This is a genomic window from Bradyrhizobium sp. CIAT3101 (assembly GCF_029714945.1).
Lineage (GTDB): Bacteria > Pseudomonadota > Alphaproteobacteria > Rhizobiales > Xanthobacteraceae > Bradyrhizobium.
This window is the reverse complement of sequence record NZ_CP121634.1, coordinates 2520935-2539028: the sequence shown is the minus strand read 5'-3', so window position 1 is coordinate 2539028 and position 18094 is coordinate 2520935. Positions and strand designations below refer to the sequence as shown.

Genomic DNA, 18094 nt, shown 5'->3' with positions numbered 1-18094 from the left:
GTCCGCCGGTCTTCCGCCCGCCAGGGTGCGGGTTCCGGCGCATCCCTCCCCACCCCCGACCGGCCCCCATGTCCTCCATCATTTCCGTCGCCAATCTGTCGAAGACCTATGGGTCCGGCTTCAAGGCGCTCAAGAACGTCAATCTCGACATCAAACGCGGCGAGATCTTTGCGCTGCTCGGCCCCAACGGCGCCGGCAAGACCACGCTGATTTCCATCATTTGCGGCATCGCCAACCCCAGCGAGGGCAAGATCAGCGTCGGCGGCGAGGACATCCAGACCTCCTACCGTAAGGCGCGATCGATGATCGGCCTCGTGCCGCAGGAGTTGCACACCGATTCCTTCGAGAGCGTGTGGGCAACGGTGAGCTTCTCCCGCGGCCTGTTCGGCAAGCCGAAGAACCCGGCCCTGGTCGAGAAGATCCTCAAGGATCTGTCGCTCTGGGACAAGAAGGACAACAAGATCATCACGCTCTCCGGCGGCATGAAGCGCCGCGTGATGATCGCGAAAGCGCTGTCGCACGAGCCGCAGATCCTGTTTCTGGACGAGCCGACCGCCGGCGTCGACGTCGAGCTGCGCAAGGGCATGTGGGAGGTGGTCCGCACGCTGCAGCAGTCCGGCGTCACCATCATCCTCACCACGCATTACATCGAGGAAGCCGAGGAGATGGCCGACCGCATCGGCGTCATCAACAAGGGCGAGATCGTGCTGGTCGAGGACAAGGCCACCTTGATGCAGAAGCTCGGCAAGAAACGGCTGACGCTGCATCTGCAGAACAAGATCGCCGCGCTGCCGGAGAGCCTCGCCCATTACGAGCTCGACCTCTGCGACAGCGGCGCGACGCTGGTCTACGATTACGACACCAAGGGCGAGCGCACCGGCATCACCAGCCTGCTCAGCGACCTTCGTACCGCCGGCATCCGTTTCAACGATCTCGACACGACCCAATCGTCGCTCGAGGACATCTTCGTCGACCTCGTGAGGGCGTCATGAATTACCGCGCCGTTCGCGCCATCTATCTGTTCGAAATGGCGCGCACCTGGCGAACGCTGTTTCAAAGCATCGTCTCGCCCGTCGTTTCGACCTCGCTCTATTTCGTGGTGTTTGGCGCTGCGATCGGCTCGCGCATCAGCGATGTCGAGGGCGTCAGCTACGGCACCTTCATCGTGCCGGGCCTGATCATGCTCTCGGTGCTGACCCAGAGTATCAGCAACGCTTCGTTCGGCATCTACTTCCCGAAATTCGTCGGCACGATCTACGAGATCCTGTCGGCGCCGATCTCCTATTTCGAGATCGTGCTCGGCTATGTCGGCGCCGCCGCGACCAAGTCGATCATCCTCGGCCTGATCATTCTCGCCACCGCCGGGCTGTTCGTGCCGCTGCACATCCATCACCCGATCTGGATGCTGACCTTCCTGGTGCTGACTGCGGTGGCTTTCAGCCTGTTCGGCTTCATTATCGGCATCTGGGCCGACGGCTTCGAAAAGCTCCAGATGATCCCGATGCTGGTGGTGACGCCGCTGACCTTCCTGGGCGGAAGCTTCTACTCCGTCAACATGCTGCCGCCGACGTGGCACACGGTGGCGCTGCTCAATCCGGTGGTCTACCTGATCTCCGGCTTCCGCTGGAGCTTCTACGAGATCGCCGATGTCAGCGTCGCCGTCAGCTTCAGCATGACGCTGGCGTTCCTGGCGATCTGCCTCGCCGTGATCTGGTGGATCTTCCGGACCGGTTATCGGCTGAAGAACTGACTGTCATTCCGGTGCGCGACGAAGTCGCGAGCCCGGAATGACGGGCGGTGGACTTACCGATAACAGCGGAAGTGGTGATAGCCGTCGTAGTAGCCGCGGCAATGGCGGTGGCCGTGGTAGGGAATGCCCAGAATACCATCGACGGCGCCCACAGCGCCGCCGACACCGGCACCGACGACACCTCCGACCGCACCGCCCACGGGACCGGCAATCCGGTTGCCTTCATAGGAGCCTTCCTGGGCGCCACGCACGATGCCCTGGGCGTGGCCGGCTTGCGGCGCGCAAGCCAGCGCAAGAAGGACAGCGGCGCCCGCGAAAAACAGGCGAACGGGTAGACCCGCCGGCAACTGCGCGGCGGCGATACGAGCTTTGTTCATCTTGAGTCCCCGGGAGTAGACGGCGGCGACAGCCACCAATTGGTAGGCCGTGTTCAACGCCCGAAGCGGCCAAATGGTTGCGTCTTTGTGACGAATTGTCGGCGTTGTGAACGCAGCTCCCGCTCGCGAAAATGTCAGCATCGCCAGAGCCGGCGCGGCACAAAGCGGCCTTGCTTACGCCGGGCATCACGTTAACGATGGGTGAGCAGCCCGCTGGAACGAAAGCCGGATTGCAGGCATAGTGCGAGCCGGGGACGGAGAGCCGCGGTGTTATTGTTTGAGCATGATCTTTTCGGAAAACCGCTACACACTTTTCCGGATCATGCTCTAGCGCGAACAGGCCGGAGGCCAGATTTCAGATGCGTTCCTTTTTCGTTGCGTTCACGTCCCTGATGCTTTTGAGCGCGGGCACCGCGCAGGCCAAGGTCGACATTACCGTCGACAAGAACAATCAGCAGATGACCGTCGTGGTCGACGGAGTCACCCGCTACCACTGGCCGGTGTCGACCGGCATCCCCTCGCGCGAGACGCCGGCCGGCTCGTTCCGTGCCTTCCGTATGGAAGAGGATCACTATTCCAAGGAATTCGACGACGCGCCGATGCCGCACTCGATCTTCTTCACCAAGGTCGGGCATGCCATTCACGGCACCGACTCGGTCGGACGATTGGGTACGCCCGCCTCGCATGGCTGCGTGCGGCTGTCACGCCAGAACGCCTCGACCCTCTACGCGCTGGTGCAGGAGCAGGGCGTGCTCAACACCACGGTGACGCTGACGGGCTCGGCGCAAGTGGCGCTGGCCCGCAACCCGCGCGGCCGGACCAACAATGCTGTGGCCCGCGCCGAGCAGCCGGCCGAGGAGCAGTATGCGACGACAGGCGATCCCGTGAATCTGACGCCGCCGATGCAGCCCGCTCGCCGCTACATGCCGCAGGACGACAACTACATCTATCCCGCCGACGGAAGCGACACCGGCGCTCGTTACCCGGCGCCGCGTCCGATCACCCGCCCTCCTGGCGCGCAGGTCTACCAGCAGCTGCCGCAACCGCAGCCGAGCTACGGCTACGATCCGGTCCAGGCCCATCAGGGCTACTACTATCAGCAGCAACAGCCGCGCCAGTATTATCAGCCGCGCAATTATTACTACCAAAACTAAGGCTATCTGAACGCGGCGTCGCCGCGTTCGACAATCTTCCGCGCAGCATCGACGAAGGCGCGGGCAACCGGCTCGAGGATCTCGGGCCCGGTTGCCGTGAGATCGTCTGCCGGCGTGTGGAAGGTCTGATGGCGACCAGCCATGCCGAGGAAATTGGCGTAGCCCGCCGCATGCACGTCGCGCAGCTCGCCCACCGCCTGCTTCTCCGTCACCAGACGTTTTGCCGCGACCGCGGCGAAGGCCTCATCGGTCAGCGCGACGGCTGACTTGCTCAGCACGAGATAGCGCTCCTCCTCGGGCCGGCTGATCCGTGCGCCTTCCGCAAAGGCGTAGCACGCGTTCGACGAGCCGAAGTGGATCCAGGCCAGCGTGTCCTTTGGCGCGGGCGCGCCGTCTTTCAGGAACAACTCCATGCCGCCATGGCCGATCTCGTGGCCGGCGGTGGCGATGAAGACGAAATGCGCCGGCCATTTCTCCGCAGCCGCCGTGCGCGCCAGCGCGAGAAAATTGGCGATGCCGGGACCACGTTCGCAGACGCAGCTGTACCAGCCGGTCATCGGCGTGGAGACGACGATGGTCGGTCCACGGCCAATGCCGATCTCGGCGATGACGTTGCGGCCGGAGACGTTGTGATCGTAGTGCCCGGCAAGGTCGAATGTGACCGGAGCGCCTGACGCGAGCGCACGCTCGAATGGATCGCGGGCCTTGGCGCCGACCACCATCACCGGTACCGGCCAGGGTGCGTCCTCCTGCGTGACGTTGTAGGCGAAACGGTCGTCCGCGGGATTGCCGATCGTCAGCAGGATGGCGGCGGGTTTCCTCGCCGTGGCCTCAGCGATCGCCGCGCGATGCGCGGGACCGAGATAGGCTCCGCGATCGAATGGCAGATCGACCCAGAGAATCTTGCCGGCAACGTCGCCCTCTCGGGCGAGCGGCGCGGAGAGATGGAAGCCGGCCTTATCCTCGGGCGGCCACCAGAACGGCGTCACTTCGACGCTCGTGCCGGCCGCCTCCGCACTCGCGCGCTCCACGACGTATTGCCGGCCAAGCACGACGGGTTGGAACTTGATGGCGAAGCCGGCCTCGGACAGCTCGCCCGCGATCCAATCGGCCGTCGCGCGATCGCCGGGCGAGCCGAAGCGGTGCAGGCCGAAGGAGGCGTAGCGCGCCACATCGGCATAGAGGCTCGCGCCCGACAACACATCCCTGGCCGCCGCCTGTCCAACCATCAGAGCCGCCATCGTTGCAATGAGGATGAGCCGCATGTGAATCGCTCCCGATCTTTTTTGGAGACCAGTTTCGCCTCTTCGCGGCTGCCGTCAACCGCCCTCGCCGACCAGCACGAATGGTGCCCACACCGCGGGATCAGCGTTGCGCGGTGACGACCGATCCGCAATCAGCGCTTTCATCGAGCGCCGCAACGCTTCGGCGCGGCCGATGCCGGGATGCGCGCTGAGCTCCGCGAAGGCGCCCGTGGTCAGGCGCACAGCCGCATCGGAATCGACCGGCCAGTGCGAGACCAGCAGCGCGCGTGCGCCGGCATAGAAGAACGCGCGCGCGAGGCCTGACAGGCCCTCTGCACCCGGCTGGTCGCCCGCGGCCGTATTGCAGGCCGACAGCACCGCCCAATCCGCATCGAGCTTGAGTTTTGCGATGCGGCTCGCCGTGAGCAGACCATCATCGTCACTGGTCGGCCTGTCCGGCAGTGTCAGCACCAGCGCCGGCTCGCTGAGACCGTTGACCTCGCCCGCGACAAGCCCGTGGGTGGCGAAATCGACGACGCGGTACTGATCGAGCGCGAGCTGATTGACGCTGGTGACGGTCGCGTCCGCACCGAGCTTGACGTCGTCCTGCGGCGAGGCACCGAGCGCCTTCGCCACGGCCCGGAGCTCGCCCGCTGTTTCCGGCAGCGCCGGCAATCCGGTGCGCAGGCGCTCGAGATCGACCGCGGAACCCTCATAGTAGTTCTGGTAGGGCTGCACATTGCGCCCTGGCCGCTTGTCGCCGGGCGAGCGCTGCAAGATCGGATCGCCGAAACCGATGAACGGCTTTTGCGCCCGCGAGTCCCTGGCCAGGCTGCGCAGCGCGCGCAGGCTCGGCACCGAGGGCAACACGGTGATGGCGCGCTCGTTGAGCAGCCACGCCGCCTGCCGGTAGCGATCCGGGGACGCTCCATCCGGCTTCTTCGTCACCAGCACCTGAAACGGCAGGCTGGTCAGCGCACCGGCGGGGACGATCAGCAGTTTGGGCTTACCGGCGATATCCGCAGCGATCGGGCCGAACAATCCACTGTAGAGTTCGAAGGACGCATCGAGGTCGAACGCGGATTGGACCGCCTCGGGATCGCTGAGCCCCTGCCGCAGATGCGCGACGCGGTCGCTGATCTCGCGGCTATCGAGCGCGATCTGGCGCAGCGCGCTGGCCTCGCGCGTGACCGCGAAAGCATAGGTCGTGTCACTGAGCGTGATGAACGCCACCAGCGCTTCATCGGGTTTCAACAGGCCCTGCGTTTGCGCGATCGACAGCGGCTGCGGATTGGACAGTTCCGCATAGGCCGGAAAGCTGCGGTCGAGCTGCGGCGTGACGTCGTCGAGCGATTTCTGCGCTTGCGATGCCTGTGCGCGCAAATTTGCGAGCAAGGTGTCGTTGCGTTTTCCGTCCGCCTGCGCAAGCTCGGATGTCACCCGCCTGCTGAGCGTATCGAGGCTCGCCTTCAGATCTTGCTGCCGCCGGACCAGGCCCGCGATCGCATCGTTGCCGGCGCCAAATCGGGCTGCCATCTGCGACAACGCTGCGCCCGCTTTGGTCTCATGCGCGCGCTGCGCGGCGCCGAAGGCCTCATCCTTGGCCATAGCATCCGGCTTGCCGTCGGAGACGCGCCAGATCCCCTCGATCAGCCAGGGATCGATGTCGGTGAAACGGGTAAACTGCGCATTGCGCTCTGCGTTGAGCGTCGCCGCGGCGAGCCGCAGCCGCGCAAGGCTGTCCGGCCACTTGCCCTCGCGTCGATCGATGTCCGCCAGATTGATCAGCGTCGCGATCGTGTCCTGATGATGAGACCCGAGCTTGTCCTGCGCGATCGCAAGCGCCCGCTCGAGCCGGCTGCGCGCCTCGGCCAAATGACCGGTTTTGAGGTCCAGCAGCGCGACGGCGCGCAGATCCTTGATCAGCTGCGGGTGCGTCGCGCCAAGCGCGCGCTCGTCGATCTCGAGACAACGCATCAGATACGGCCGGGCTTCGTCCGTCTTGCCGGCGTCCATCAAGGCCTGTCCGAGTGAGCCGGCCGCAAGCGCGCTTGGGCCGCTGCCCTCGCCGAACTTGCGCTCCATCACCGCAAGCGAGCGGCGGTAGAGGCCGAGCGCCTGGTCGCTGCGCCCGAGGCTCGCATAGCTGTTGGCGAGATTGTTGAGGGCGCGCCCGACATCGGGGCTGTCCGCGCCAAAGGCCTTCTCGTCGATCGCGAGCACGCGCTCCTGCAGACCCGCGGCGGCCTCGTGCTTGCCCTGCGCCGAATAGACGTTGGCGAGATTGTTCAGCCCGATCGCCGTGGTCGGATGGTTCGCCCCGTAGATCCGCTCATAGAGCTGAAGCGTCTGCTGGTAGAGCTTCTCGGCCTCCAAGTAGCGGGCCTCGTGCTCCAGCACGGTCGCGAGGTTGCCCATGGTGGCCGCGACATTCGGATGCGCGTCGCCGCTACGCGTCCGCGTGATCGCCAGCGCGCGCCGCATCGTGGCTTCGGCGTCGGACAAGCGTCCCGCATCGAGATAGAGATTGCCGAGGTCGTTGAGCATCTTGTCGTAGTTCGGTGCAGCCTCGGCATTGCCGCCGAAACTGCGATCGAGCAACGCGATCCCCTGCTGCAGCAGGCGTTCGCTGTCGTCGAAGCGGCCCTGCAGGCCGTAGGTGTCGCCGAGATTGTCCATGGCGGACGCAATATCGACGGGTGGCACATTGGCGGCCTGCAGGCCGGTCAGCGCGCGTTCGAAGTAACCGGCAGCCTCCCTGTAGTTCTCCTTGTCGCGCGCCAGTCCGCCGAGCGCGGCCAGCGTATCCGACAAGCGGACGTCATTGGCGCCGAAGGCGCTGGTGCCGAGCGCCAGCGCCCGTTCGGCCACCGTCGTCGCCTCCGCACGCCGGTCGAGCATGCCAAGCGAACCCACCAGAATGTTGGAGGTGCGCAGCGTCGAGGCGACATCGTTGTTGCGAAGCTTGATGGCGAGCGCGGCGTTGAGCTTGTCGGCGGCTTCGCCGAAGCGGCCGAGATTGTGCAGGAACATGCCTTCGTTATGCAGCACGCCGGCATAGTTCATGTTGTCGGCGCCCTGCCGGCGGCGCACCAGGTTTTCGAGCTTCTGGGCGGCCGCCAGCCCCTCGGCCCAATGCCCTGCCTGCGTCGCGGCATTCATCTGCGCCAGCAGCGAATCAAAATCGTTGCCGCGCTGGGCGGTGGCCGGCTTCGAAAGGGTCAGGGCCGCGAGAAAAAGGGCGGCGAACAAGCGGGCGCGGCTCATGCGAAAATCCCGTCACGCGCGTCAAACTGCAATTCGGGGAGGATAGGGGCGGTCGCCGCCCCTGTCGACCGCGGGAAATCGCGCCCGCTTGTGCACAAAATGAGCATCCGGCGACGCAGGAAAGCAACAGTCCCCAACCTTCAACGCTGCGGCGTTTGGGCCAAATTGACAACCTTGAGGTCGCCCGTATTGTCGTTCTGAGTATTTCTGGGAAATGACATGACACGCGAGCAGATTTCGGATTTCTGCGTTATTGCGCTAGCCAATATCCTGAGAATCTCCAGGGACCGCGTCGACACCGGCACGAAATTCAGCCGGCTCGGCATCGATTCGGCGATGCTCGTCTACCTCATGATGGAACTCGAGGAGAAGCTCGACCTCGAACTGTCGACGGACGACTTCTACGACCACCCTACGGTTGAGGCGCTGTCGCGATTTCTCGCCGACAAGCGCGCGCTCCGCTCCGCCGCCTGAGGGCGGCTGAAGCCGGCGCCCCCATGGACAACCACCGCTCGCTCGTGGCGCTCCTGGCCCGGCGCGCGGCGGAGCAGGCTGACGATCGCGCCTATGTCTTCGTCTCCGATCGCGGGACGGAGGAAGCCTCCCTCACCTTCCGTCAATTGCATGATGCTGCGCGCGCCCTCGCCGCGCGCCTGACCGCGACCGCCCAGCCCGGAGATCGTGCGATCCTGGTGTTTCCGCCGGGCATCGAATTCATGGTGGCGTTCTTCGGCTGCCTGATCGCCGGCGTGATCGCCGTACCGATGATGATGCCCCGGCGCAACAGCGCCCGCGATGCCAGCGCCGCGATCCTCGCCAATTGCACGCCGGCGCTCGCGCTGACCACTTCGGCCTTCGCCCTGCGCGGCGATCTGCGGGAACGCTTTGCGCAGGAGAACATCCGGTGGATCGAAGTCGATCTCACCGAAGCGGCCGACGCCACGGTCGAGCAGCAAGAGCCTACTCCCGACGACACCGCGTTCCTGCAATACACCTCCGGCTCGACCTCCGAGCCAAAGGGCGTGATGGTCAGCCACGCCAATCTGCTCGCCAATCTCGAGATGATCCGGATTGCGCTCGGCAACACCAGGCAATCGACCTATGTCAACTGGGTGCCGCTCTATCACGACATGGGGCTGATCCTGAACGCGTTGCAGGCGCTCTATGTCGGCGCGACCTGCGTGCTGATGGCGCCGAACGCGTTCATGCAGCGGCCACTCGGCTGGTTGCGCGCGATCTCGCATTATCGTGCGGAGGTCGCCTGCGGGCCCAATTTCGGCTTCGACCTCTGCGTCAGCCGCTATCGCGCCGACCAGATGGAGGGCGTGGACCTGTCCTCGCTCAGGATCGCGCTCAACGGCGCCGAGCCGGTGCGCGCCGACACCGTCGCGCGCTTCATCGAAACCTTTGCGCCGCACGGCTTCGACCCGCGCGCGACATATCCTGCCTATGGCATGGCGGAGGCGACGCTCCTGATTTCCGGCGGGACACGCGGCGGTCGCCACGTCACACACCATGTCAGTCGCGCCGCGCTTCAGGCGCATGTGGCCAAGCCGCCTGCCGATCCGGGCGACGCGCAACCCGTCGTTGGTTGCGGCCGCGCGCTGACCGGCGAGCAGATCGCCATTGTCGACCCCGAACACCGTGTGCGGCTCCCGGCCGACCATATCGGTGAAATCTGGGTCAGCGGCGCCAATGTCGCCCGCGCCTATTGGCGCAACGATGCGGCGACGCGCGAAGAGCTCAATGCGGAGATCGCGGGCGAGGATGGCCGGTGGCTGCGCACCGGCGATCTCGGCTTCCTCGATCATGCGGGCGAATTGTTCGTCACCGGCCGGATCAAGGATCTCATCATCATCCGCGGCATCAATCACTATCCGCAGGACATCGAGCGCACGGTGCAGTCGCAGGACGGCGCCTTGCGCGAGAACTGCGGCGCGGCCTTTTCGGTGCCGGACGAACATGGCGAGGAAAGTCTCGTCATCGTCCAGGAGGTCGAGCGCACCGCCCGTCACACCATCGACACCGCCGAGATCAAGGGGCAGATCCGCGAGGCCATCGCCGACAGCCACGAGCTCTCCGCGCGACACATCGCGCTGATCCGTCCCGGCGCGTTGCCAAAAACCACCAGCGGCAAGATCCAGCGCAAGCTTGCGCGCAGGCTCTGGCTCGACGGCGGGTTTGAGGAAGTCGGCTGAGCCGGCTCAGAAATCGATCTTCGCGCTCTCGCCATCGCGCAAGCTCGCGATAATGCCTTGCTCGATTCTGCGCGCGAGTTTCGGGCGATAGTGGATGAAATCCACGAAGTTATCGCGGTCGCGGGTCAGCGCGTTGTCGACGCGATAGCTGATGAAATTGCTGCGCGCACGCCCTGCAATGACGGCTTTCAGCGCGGCATCGCAAGCGCCGCGCGCCAGCGCCAAATCCGTGCCTGATATCGGCACGGTGGCCGCGAAAGTCGGCGGCACGATGATGACGATGGGTACGTCGGCCTGCAGCTTCCGGACGACGTCTTGCAGGGCGCTGATCTCGGGAAACGCCGCTCGCGCCGAGACAGCAGGTACAGGATCTCGCGGCGCGTTCGCCTCCTTGAATTGGCCGGGCGGCCAGATGTCCTCATAGCTGACAAAGCCGTCCGGATTCATCCGCTGCCGCCAGCCGAGGCCGATCCCGAGCCGCTGAAAGGCCTGCTCGATCGCCTGCCAGGAAATCAGCCGCACCGCGTAGGTGACTACACTCGTATCGTAGAGCCAATAGGGAAACGGAGCGCCCTCCTCTTTCGGCCGCGCATGCACGCACCAGCCGGGGTCGGCAGCAATCACCAGCGCGCCAACCTGCTTGTGATTGCGCAGAAAGAAGTCGAGCACTGCGAGCTGCTCGCGCGGAGCCGAGCCGGTGGTGTAGAGCTGCACGAAGCGCAGGCTTGTTGCGCGGGACAATGCCTCAGGCTCGATCATCTGCGCCGTCGAGTTGCCGAGGATGGCGGCGTTGAAATTCGGGTCTCTCGCGCGGCTCGCAGCCGTGATCTGGGTGAGACGATTGTCGACGCCGTCGATGCCCAGCAGGCCGAGCTTGCCACTGTCATAGGGATCGACGACGACCATCAGCGCCAGCACCAGCATGGCCGCGCCGATCAGCGTGCCCATGCAGGCAGCAAGGCTCCTCCCCCAGCCGGGATCGGTCTCAGAACTTGAAGTAGACGAATTCATGGAGATCCCGACCACCCATATGGAGCAGCAACGCGAAAAGACTGAGACCGAGAACGCTCGCAAGGACAGGACTCGGACGGCGCGTGAAGACCGCGACGATGTCCTGGCTCGCCGGCAACAGGAAGGCGAACAACGGCGCCACGATCAGCGGCCAGAGGTGCTGCCCGCGCGCGAGCGGCAGCGGCTGGGCGAGCCCGGCGAAGACATGCCAGGCGGCCTCGACCGAGCCGGCGCGAAAGATCACGCCGGTCGCGAGCACGAACAGCACGGTGAGCGCCCAGCCGAGCCATGATGGAAAGTGTGGACCATAGCGCCGCCAGAGCGAACAAACGACCTGCGCAACACCGTGCAGCACGCCCCACAGCACAAAAGCCCAGCTCGCGCCATGCCACAAGCCGCACAGCGCCATGGTGATCAGCATTGCGCCGAAGAACTGCACCGGCAGAAAGCGTCGCGGCAGGATGCGCAGATTGACGAGTGGATAGAACACGTAATCGCGCAGGAACAACATCAGCGTGATGTGCCAACGCTGCCAGAAATCCTGGATGTTGGTCGAGCGCAGCGGCGCATTGAAATTATACGGCAGTTGCACGCCGAACAGCAGACCAAGGCCGATCGCGATGTCGGAATAGCCTGAGAAGTCGAACATGATCTGAAACGAGAAGCAGAAAGCGAGCCAGGCATCGCCGCTTGCAAGCGGACCGCCCGCTGCCTGCGTATAGATCGGATCGAGCAGATGCGCGATGCTGTCGGCGAGCACGACCTTCTGGAACAGGCCGATCGCGATGAAGCAGATCGCGATGCAGAACTGACGCTGCCAGCCCGGCACATAGACCTGTCTGCCGAACTGATGCATCACCTCCGACCAGCGCGCCAGCGGGCCCGCGATCGCCTGCGGAAAGAAGGCGATGTAGAGCGCATAGCGATCGAGCGCGTAGAGCGGCGCCTTGCCGCGCTTGAGATCGACCAGATACATGATGTGGTGGAAGGTGAAGAAGGAGATGCCGAGCGGCAAGCCGATGTCGAGCGTCGGCAACGAGGCGCCCAGCACATGCCCGAGATTGGCGAGGATGAAATTGGCGTATTTGAACAGCGCCAGGACGCCGATATCGAGCGCGATGACAAGCGTCAGCACCAGCTTCCACTTCACCCGCCCATAGGCGACCGAGGCGAGCCAGTTGATGACGATCGAGGCGACCAGGAGCAGGATGAAGGACGGACTGCCCCAGGCGTAGAAGGCCAGCGACAGCACCACCTGCGCGCCGATACGCAGATGCGGATAGGGATCGACCAGGCGGTAGATCAGCAATGCCGCCGGCAGGAAGACCAGGAGGAAGGGGTAGTCGTTGAACAGCATCGGTTCAGCGCTGCGCCGTCATCGCCGGATGCCGATCCTTAGCCCGTTTCCAGATCGGGCTCTGCATCGCCCGGCTGCCGCAGCATGCGCCGGGCGATCTTCTCCTCGCTCGGCACCTTGACGTCCCAGGCGAGCCCGAGCGCCTCCAGCGCGCGGATGAAGATGAAGCCGGGATCGAACTCGAACCAGCGCAGCCCGAACGCCGCCGAATACGGGAAGGCGTGGTGGTTGTTGTGCCAGCCCTCGCCCCAGGCGAGCCACGCCATTACGCCGAGATTGCGGCTGTTGTCGTCGCGGGTGACGAAGGGCTGCGCGCCGAACGTGTGCATGATGGAGTTGATGGCGGACATGGTCTGCTCGACCACGAACATCCGCACCACGCCGCCCCACAGCAGGCCCGTCAGCGCGCCCCACAGGCTCATCGTGGCCAAGCCACCGATCGCGGCCGGGAGCAGCAGGCCGAGCGCGACCCAGCTGTAGTAGTAGCTGTTGACCGCGACCAGGGTGCGGTTGGCCATCAGATCCGGCACGTAATGGGCGACGTTGGGATAGTCGTGCGCGATCATCCAGGTCAGATGCGCGTGCAGGAAGCCGCGCAGGCGACCGAGCAGACCGTCGCCATGCAAGCGCGGCGAATGCAGATCGCCGTCGTGGTCGGACAGTTCGTGGTGCCGGCGATGCATCGCCGCCCAGGACAGCATCGGGCCGCGGCCCGCCATCGATCCCATCACGATCAGGAGCGCGCTCATCGCGGTCGAGGTGGCGAAGGCGCGGTGGGTGAAGAGGCGATGATAGCCGACGGTCAGTCCAAGCCCGGTGATCAGCCAGAGGCCGAAGAACAGGCTGAGCTCAACGATGCCGATCGGACGGTAGAACAGGAAGCCCAGCGCAACCAAGGTGCCGACAAAGGGCAAAACGTCGAAAATGATGAAATGCCGCCGCTGCATCTTGTGAAAATGCCGGCTGCGAATGATGCGGTGATCGCGTTTCTGTTGCACGGGCGGGATTCCAAAGGCGCCAAGACTACATACAAGCCGGGCGATCGCAACCCAAGCCGCCGCCCGAGGTTTCAACAGGTCCCGCCCGCGGGGCTGCGGCGCCAAGTCACTCCCAAACCAGGTCACGCCCAAAAGCGGTCGATTCTCTCACTTTTGCGAGAGAATCAGCCGCTTCAGCCACCCAGGCGGGGCCGGTCATCCGGCTGTAAAAAGCCCGCAATACCGTCCGCCCATTCGTTGAGCATGGACACCCGGCGGGGCGCTGCTCCCGGCATCGCGGCAGGCGCAGCACCGGTTCCCGCCCGCGCGATTTGAACACCGGATGCGGAGACTGTCATGAAGAGAGGCATCGCCGTTTTCGCCTCAGCCGCAGCGCTGATGGGTATCTTCTATTTCAGTGCAGGCAAATGGGCCATCCATCACAGCACAGTCGCGCTCGCCGACATCTTGCGCGACGACCGCGATGTCACCGTGGAGGTGTCGGTCCGCCGCGACCGCGAGATGGAAGCGATGGCTGAAATGATCGAGCTGCCGGTCGTGATCCTCAGCCACGGCAACACGGTCAAGCATACCGAATATTCGTTCCTCACCAACACATTCGCCGCCCGCGGCTATCTGGTCGTCAGCATCCAGCACGATCTGTCGACCGACGATCCGATGGTGACGAAGGCTGGCGAGGAATATGTCGGTCGCCGCTCGCAATACAACCGCGGCATCGCCAACATCCTGTTCACGATCGACGCGCTCAAGAAGGTGTATCCGAACGCGGATTACCGCCATCTGACGCTGGTCGGACACTCCAACGGCGGCGACATCTCGATGTACTTCGCCAAGCTGCACCCGGAGCTGGTGAAGAAGGTGGTCACGCTCGACAATCTGCGCGTCCCCTTCGTCACCGACGGCAGGGTCAAGATCCTGTCCTTCCGCTCGAGGGATCCGCAATTCAAGGCCGATCCCGGCGTCGTTCCAGACGATGAAACCTGCGCCAAGGCGGGTATCCAGGTGGTCAGGACCGAATTCCAGCACAACGATCTCAGCGACCGCGGCTCGGACCAGGTCAAGGGCTTCATCGGCAGCACGGTCGACGATTTCCTGAACGACCTGGGCGAGGACGACAGCCCGTTCAACATGCCGCGCCCGTCGAAGCCTCATCCCACCATCGACCAGCTTGCGGCCTCCGTGCCCGACCGCTGAACGCTGCGGCCTCTCGCGCATTTTCCGCCTCGCCCCGACGTGCCGCCCCCTGCCCGGTGGACGGCGCGGCCGATGCCGATTATTGATCGATCCGGCCTTGCGGCGGTAGCCGCCATCCCTCTTGCCCGGCGCGGTTCATGATGTCATTCCGTCTTGCGCTACTCCTCGGCACGATCTGTCTTCTCGGTGCAGGAAAAGCCATGGCCTTCGACCTCGAGGCGCATCGCGGCGGGCGGGCGCTGATGCCGGAAAACACCCTGCCGGCCTTTGCCAATGCGCTCTCGATGGGCGTGGACACGCTGGAGCTCGACGTTGGAGTGACCGCCGACGGCGAGGTCGTCGTGTCGCATGAACGCGGGCTCAATCCCGATCTCGCGCGCGACGCCAACGGCGCCTACGTCGCGGCGCCCGGCACGCCTTTCGTGAAGCTTCGGTTCGCCGATGTCAGGACCTACGACGTTGGCCAGATCCGGCCCGATAGCGCCTACGCAAAACAGTTTCCCGACCAGCACGCGGTGCCGGGAACCCGCATTCCGACGCTCAAGGAGCTGTTCGCGCTGGTGCGCAAATCCGGCAACGAGCGCGTGCGCTTCAATATCGAGACCAAGATCGATCCGGATCATCCGGATCAATCGCTGGAGCCGCAGGCCTTCGTCGCAAAGCTGCTCGGAGTGATCGCGGCCGAGAAATTTTCCGACCGCGTCATGATCCAGTCGTTCGACTGGCGGACGCTGCTGCTGGTCCAGCAGCAGGCCCCGACAATTCCGACCGTGTATCTGACGCTGCAGCGCGGCTCGGCACCGACCATCGCGCTCGACAAGGCCACCAGCTGGACGGCGGGCTACAGCCCGGCCGATCACGGCGGCTCGCTGCCGCGCACGATCAAGGCCGCGGGCGGCGCGGTGTGGTCGCCCTATTTCGGCGACGTCACCGCGGCGCTTGTCACCGAAGCCCATACGCTGGGGTTGCGCGTCGTGGTCTGGACCGCCAACAAGCCCGACGACATGGCGCGGATGATCGAGATCGGCGTCGACGGCATCATCTCGGATCGGCCTGACCTGTTGCGACAGGTCGCCGGTGAGAAGGGACTTGCGCTGCCGCCGGGGACGCCAGTCCAGCCGTAGGAACCGCTACTGCTCGCCGTAGCGCAAACGCCGATACAGCGCGCCGAGGATGTTGGAATAGTCGTCGGTCCAGACCCGCACCTTCTCGTCCGCGTCGGTCTCCTCCCACTGCTTGGAGGAGGCGAGCTTGCCGACGTCATCCGCCTCGCGCGCGGAGATGACGACATCGGTCGAGAAGATGTAGTCGGCGTCGCGACCCGAATCCTCGTCGTAGACCCAGCTCTTGAGATCGTTTGCATCTGCAATTCCGACCACGACGGGCTCGAGATCGAGATGCCGGTTGGACACGTGCATCACCACGGCACCGTGCGGGGCGAGCTTGTCCTTGTAGATCTTCATCGCCTCTTCGGTCGCCAGATGAATCGGGATCGCATCCGACGAATAGGCATCGACGATGATGAGGTCGTAGACGCCGTCGGGCTCCCGTGCGAAGGTGAGCCGCGCATCCCCGATCACCGGCTTGAAGTTCGGCTGGCAGCTCGAGATGTAGCGGAAATTCTTGGGATCGCGCGCGGCATCCACCATCGACTGGTCGATCTCGAAGAATTTCCAGTCCTCGCTTGGCTCGGCAGCGCAGGCCAGCGTGCCCGATCCGACGCCGATCGCCGCGACCTTCAGCGGCGCGCCCTTGCGCTCGCGGATCGCGGTGATGGCCTGACCGATGCCGCCGTCCTTGTGATAATAGGTGATCGGCTCGGGCCGGCCGGTGACCGGCGTGCCGTCATTGTTGAGGAAGCGCTCGGCGCCGTGAATCGTGGTGCCGTGCATCAGCACATGGAAATAACCGCCCGGCGTCACCACGATCTTGTGCACGCCGAAGAAGCTGCGCACCGTCGTGACGCGGCCCTCGTCGGCCGGATAGATTCGCGTCAAGGCCAGCGCCAGCGCGACGGTGGCAAAGATCTTCCAGCGATCGGCGTTGAGCGCCAGCGCCAGAAGCGCTGCGAGCACACCGACGGCCCCAGCGAGCCAGACGCGGTGATCCTCGAACCAGGTCGAGACATCGCCCGTCATGTAAGACGGTGCAACGAGCGCCGCCGCGAGCACGGCAAGCGCCAGCCAGTACCATCTCACGATGCCCGCAAGTCGCTCGTTGGCCGACGGCCGGCACAGCGCGGCGAGCGCGACCAGGATCGGATACTCGGCGATCCAGGAGAAGGTGAAGGGCGCGACGAGGCCGGCAAAGAGGCCGCCGACCATGCCGCCGAACGACAGCGCGACATAGAAGCCGGTGAGATATCTGGCTGCGGGCCGGGTCCGCGCCAGTTCGCCGTGACAAGCCATGGCGATGACGAAGAAGCACAATTGATGTCCGCCGAGCGTGAGCAGCAAATTCTGCTCGCCGCCGAAGGCGAGCAGGAAGATGACGCCTGCGATCGCGACCGGCTGAAGCATCAGCATCCATTTGTGCGGCAGCAGCGGCCGCGACTGGAACACCACGACCCAGGTCAAGAGGTACAGCGACAGCGGCAGCACCCACAGCAGCGGCGCCGCTGCGACGTCGGTGGAGATATGCGCGGTGACCGCGATCAGCAGGCCGGACGGCACCGCGGCGAGGAAGATCCAGCGCAGCCGCGTCACCAGCGTCGGCGCCGGCGCATCGGCTTCTTCCGCTTGCACATCGGCTACAGCCAGCTTTGGCGAGCGCAGCAACAACACGCCGCAGGCGGCGATCAGCAGGATCAAGAGGCCATAGCCGCCGGTCCAGAGCCGGTTCTGCGTGTGCAGCGTGAAGATCGGCTCCAGCAGGAACGGATAGGACAACAGCGCGAGGAAACTGCCGATGTTGGAGGAGGCATAAAGGAAATAGGGATCGCGGCCATCAGGATGGCCGGTGCGGACGAACCAGGCCTGCAGCAGCGGGTTGTTGGCGGCAAGCGCGAAGAACGGCAGCCCAATCGACATCACGAACAGGCCGAGCAGCCAGAACGCGTAGCCGGCGCTTGGGGGCTCGCCATAGGCACTGGCGATGCCGAGCGGCAGCGTGACGAAGGCCGCGATCAGCAGCACCAGATGCACCACGACCGGGACCACGCGGCTCTTGATCTGCATGAGGAGATGCGCATAGGCGTAGCCCGCCAGCAGCAGCGACTGGAAGAACACCATCGCCACCGACCACACGGCCGGCGAGCCGCCGAGCCGCGGCAGCACCATTTTCGTGAACAGCGGCTGCACCGAGAACAGCAGGAGCGCGCTGACGAAGATCGCGGCGGTGTAGACCGTCAGCAGCAACCGGTTGCGCGACGAGGACGGCTGCTCCGTGGCGGCGGGTTGCACGATCGAATCCATGGGAGCTCCGGCCAATTCCCCCGGCGGGCGCCGGGTGCGCGCAATGGAGCACACCGCGCCTGAACGGGCAATAAATGGTCTCGTGATGTTGCAGGGAGGAATGCTTGATATACAGGTGTCATTTCGGATCA

Annotated in this window: 14 protein-coding genes; 7 read left to right on the top strand and 7 right to left on the bottom strand. The window is 64.8% G+C overall.

Annotation, left to right across the window (positions count from 1 at the left end):
- The first annotated feature begins 68 nt into the window (after positions 1 to 68).
- Complete coding sequence (locus QA645_RS11850; RefSeq protein ID WP_254133358.1) at positions 69 to 992, top strand: ABC transporter ATP-binding protein; 924 nt, start codon at positions 69 to 71, stop codon at positions 990 to 992.
- Positions 989 to 1750 (top strand): ABC transporter permease, encoded by a 762-nt coding sequence (locus tag QA645_RS11845; protein WP_254133359.1) that lies wholly within the window; start codon positions 989 to 991, stop codon positions 1748 to 1750. The genes QA645_RS11850 and QA645_RS11845 overlap by 4 nt, the downstream gene beginning before the upstream one ends.
- Positions 1751 to 1803: 53 nt before the next feature.
- On the opposite strand, the gene QA645_RS11840 is transcribed toward QA645_RS11845, so the two are convergent.
- Entirely contained in the window at positions 1804 to 2127 is a 324-nt protein-coding gene (locus tag QA645_RS11840) for a hypothetical protein (protein WP_254133360.1), read from the bottom strand.
- A gap of 359 nt (positions 2128 to 2486) precedes the next feature.
- Between QA645_RS11840 and QA645_RS11835 the strand changes: the two genes are divergently transcribed.
- Positions 2487 to 3281, top strand: coding sequence for a L,D-transpeptidase (locus QA645_RS11835; RefSeq protein ID WP_283050358.1), 795 nt, complete (start codon positions 2487 to 2489; stop codon positions 3279 to 3281).
- Between the two features lie 2 nt (positions 3282 to 3283).
- On the opposite strand, the gene QA645_RS11830 is transcribed toward QA645_RS11835, so the two are convergent.
- Together QA645_RS11830 and QA645_RS11825 are read right to left on the bottom strand one after the other, a co-directional pair.
- Positions 3284 to 4546 (bottom strand): hypothetical protein, encoded by a 1263-nt coding sequence (locus QA645_RS11830; protein WP_283050357.1) that lies wholly within the window; start codon positions 4544 to 4546, stop codon positions 3284 to 3286.
- A 54-nt stretch (positions 4547 to 4600) separates the two neighbouring features.
- On the bottom strand, positions 4601 to 7792 hold the full coding sequence (locus tag QA645_RS11825) for a CHAT domain-containing tetratricopeptide repeat protein (RefSeq protein ID WP_283050356.1): 3192 nt from the start codon (positions 7790 to 7792) through the stop codon (positions 4601 to 4603).
- A 219-nt stretch (positions 7793 to 8011) separates the two neighbouring features.
- Between QA645_RS11825 and QA645_RS11820 the strand changes: the two genes are divergently transcribed.
- A complete protein-coding gene (locus tag QA645_RS11820) occupies positions 8012 to 8266 on the top strand; it encodes an acyl carrier protein (RefSeq protein ID WP_254133364.1) in 255 nt (84 codons plus the stop codon).
- 23 nt (positions 8267 to 8289) lie between these two features.
- Complete coding sequence (locus tag QA645_RS11815) at positions 8290 to 9990, top strand: fatty acyl-AMP ligase (RefSeq protein ID WP_283050353.1); 1701 nt, start codon at positions 8290 to 8292, stop codon at positions 9988 to 9990.
- A gap of 6 nt (positions 9991 to 9996) precedes the next feature.
- Here QA645_RS11815 and QA645_RS11810 read toward each other — a convergent pair whose 3' ends face one another.
- The 3 genes from QA645_RS11810 to QA645_RS11800 are packed head-to-tail and all read right to left on the bottom strand — an operon-like array spanning position 9997 to position 13356.
- Entirely contained in the window at positions 9997 to 10938 is a 942-nt protein-coding gene (locus QA645_RS11810; protein ID WP_283050352.1) for a hypothetical protein, read from the bottom strand.
- Between the two features lie 37 nt (positions 10939 to 10975).
- Positions 10976 to 12358, bottom strand: coding sequence for an MBOAT family O-acyltransferase (locus tag QA645_RS11805; RefSeq protein ID WP_283050350.1), 1383 nt, complete (start codon positions 12356 to 12358; stop codon positions 10976 to 10978).
- A gap of 38 nt (positions 12359 to 12396) precedes the next feature.
- Entirely contained in the window at positions 12397 to 13356 is a 960-nt protein-coding gene (locus tag QA645_RS11800; RefSeq protein ID WP_283050348.1) for a fatty acid desaturase, read from the bottom strand.
- Positions 13357 to 13692: 336 nt separating this feature from the next.
- Here QA645_RS11800 and QA645_RS11795 point away from each other — a divergent pair, with 336 nt between their 5' ends.
- Both QA645_RS11795 and QA645_RS11790 read left to right on the top strand, forming a co-directional pair.
- Positions 13693 to 14550, top strand: a complete 858-nt coding sequence (locus QA645_RS11795) for an alpha/beta hydrolase (protein WP_283050346.1) — start codon at positions 13693 to 13695, stop codon at positions 14548 to 14550.
- Between the two features lie 200 nt (positions 14551 to 14750).
- Complete coding sequence (locus QA645_RS11790) at positions 14751 to 15674, top strand: glycerophosphodiester phosphodiesterase (RefSeq protein ID WP_283050344.1); 924 nt, start codon at positions 14751 to 14753, stop codon at positions 15672 to 15674.
- Positions 15675 to 15680: 6 nt separating this feature from the next.
- Here QA645_RS11790 and QA645_RS11785 read toward each other — a convergent pair whose 3' ends face one another.
- Positions 15681 to 17963: a fused MFS/spermidine synthase gene (locus QA645_RS11785; RefSeq protein ID WP_283050342.1), complete on the bottom strand. Its 2283-nt coding sequence runs from the start codon at positions 17961 to 17963 to the stop codon at positions 15681 to 15683.
- Positions 17964 to 18094: the final 131 nt, after the last annotated feature.

Coding starts and splice junctions, on each gene's coding strand:
- QA645_RS11790 (WP_283050344.1), top strand. CDS start 14,751: ATGGCCTTCGACCTCGAGGCGCATCGCGGCGGGCGGGCGCTGATGCCG.
- QA645_RS11850 (WP_254133358.1), top strand. CDS start 69: ATGTCCTCCATCATTTCCGTCGCCAATCTGTCGAAGACCTATGGGTCC.
- QA645_RS11795 (WP_283050346.1), top strand. CDS start 13,693: ATGAAGAGAGGCATCGCCGTTTTCGCCTCAGCCGCAGCGCTGATGGGT.
- QA645_RS11840 (WP_254133360.1), bottom strand. CDS start 2,127: ATGAACAAAGCTCGTATCGCCGCCGCGCAGTTGCCGGCGGGTCTACCC.
- QA645_RS11815 (WP_283050353.1), top strand. CDS start 8,290: ATGGACAACCACCGCTCGCTCGTGGCGCTCCTGGCCCGGCGCGCGGCG.
- QA645_RS11830 (WP_283050357.1), bottom strand. CDS start 4,546: ATGCGGCTCATCCTCATTGCAACGATGGCGGCTCTGATGGTTGGACAG.
- QA645_RS11835 (WP_283050358.1), top strand. CDS start 2,487: ATGCGTTCCTTTTTCGTTGCGTTCACGTCCCTGATGCTTTTGAGCGCG.
- QA645_RS11845 (WP_254133359.1), top strand. CDS start 989: ATGAATTACCGCGCCGTTCGCGCCATCTATCTGTTCGAAATGGCGCGC.
- QA645_RS11810 (WP_283050352.1), bottom strand. CDS start 10,938: ATGGGCACGCTGATCGGCGCGGCCATGCTGGTGCTGGCGCTGATGGTC.
- QA645_RS11805 (WP_283050350.1), bottom strand. CDS start 12,358: ATGCTGTTCAACGACTACCCCTTCCTCCTGGTCTTCCTGCCGGCGGCA.
- QA645_RS11820 (WP_254133364.1), top strand. CDS start 8,012: ATGACACGCGAGCAGATTTCGGATTTCTGCGTTATTGCGCTAGCCAAT.
- QA645_RS11825 (WP_283050356.1), bottom strand. CDS start 7,792: ATGAGCCGCGCCCGCTTGTTCGCCGCCCTTTTTCTCGCGGCCCTGACC.
- QA645_RS11785 (WP_283050342.1), bottom strand. CDS start 17,963: ATGGATTCGATCGTGCAACCCGCCGCCACGGAGCAGCCGTCCTCGTCG.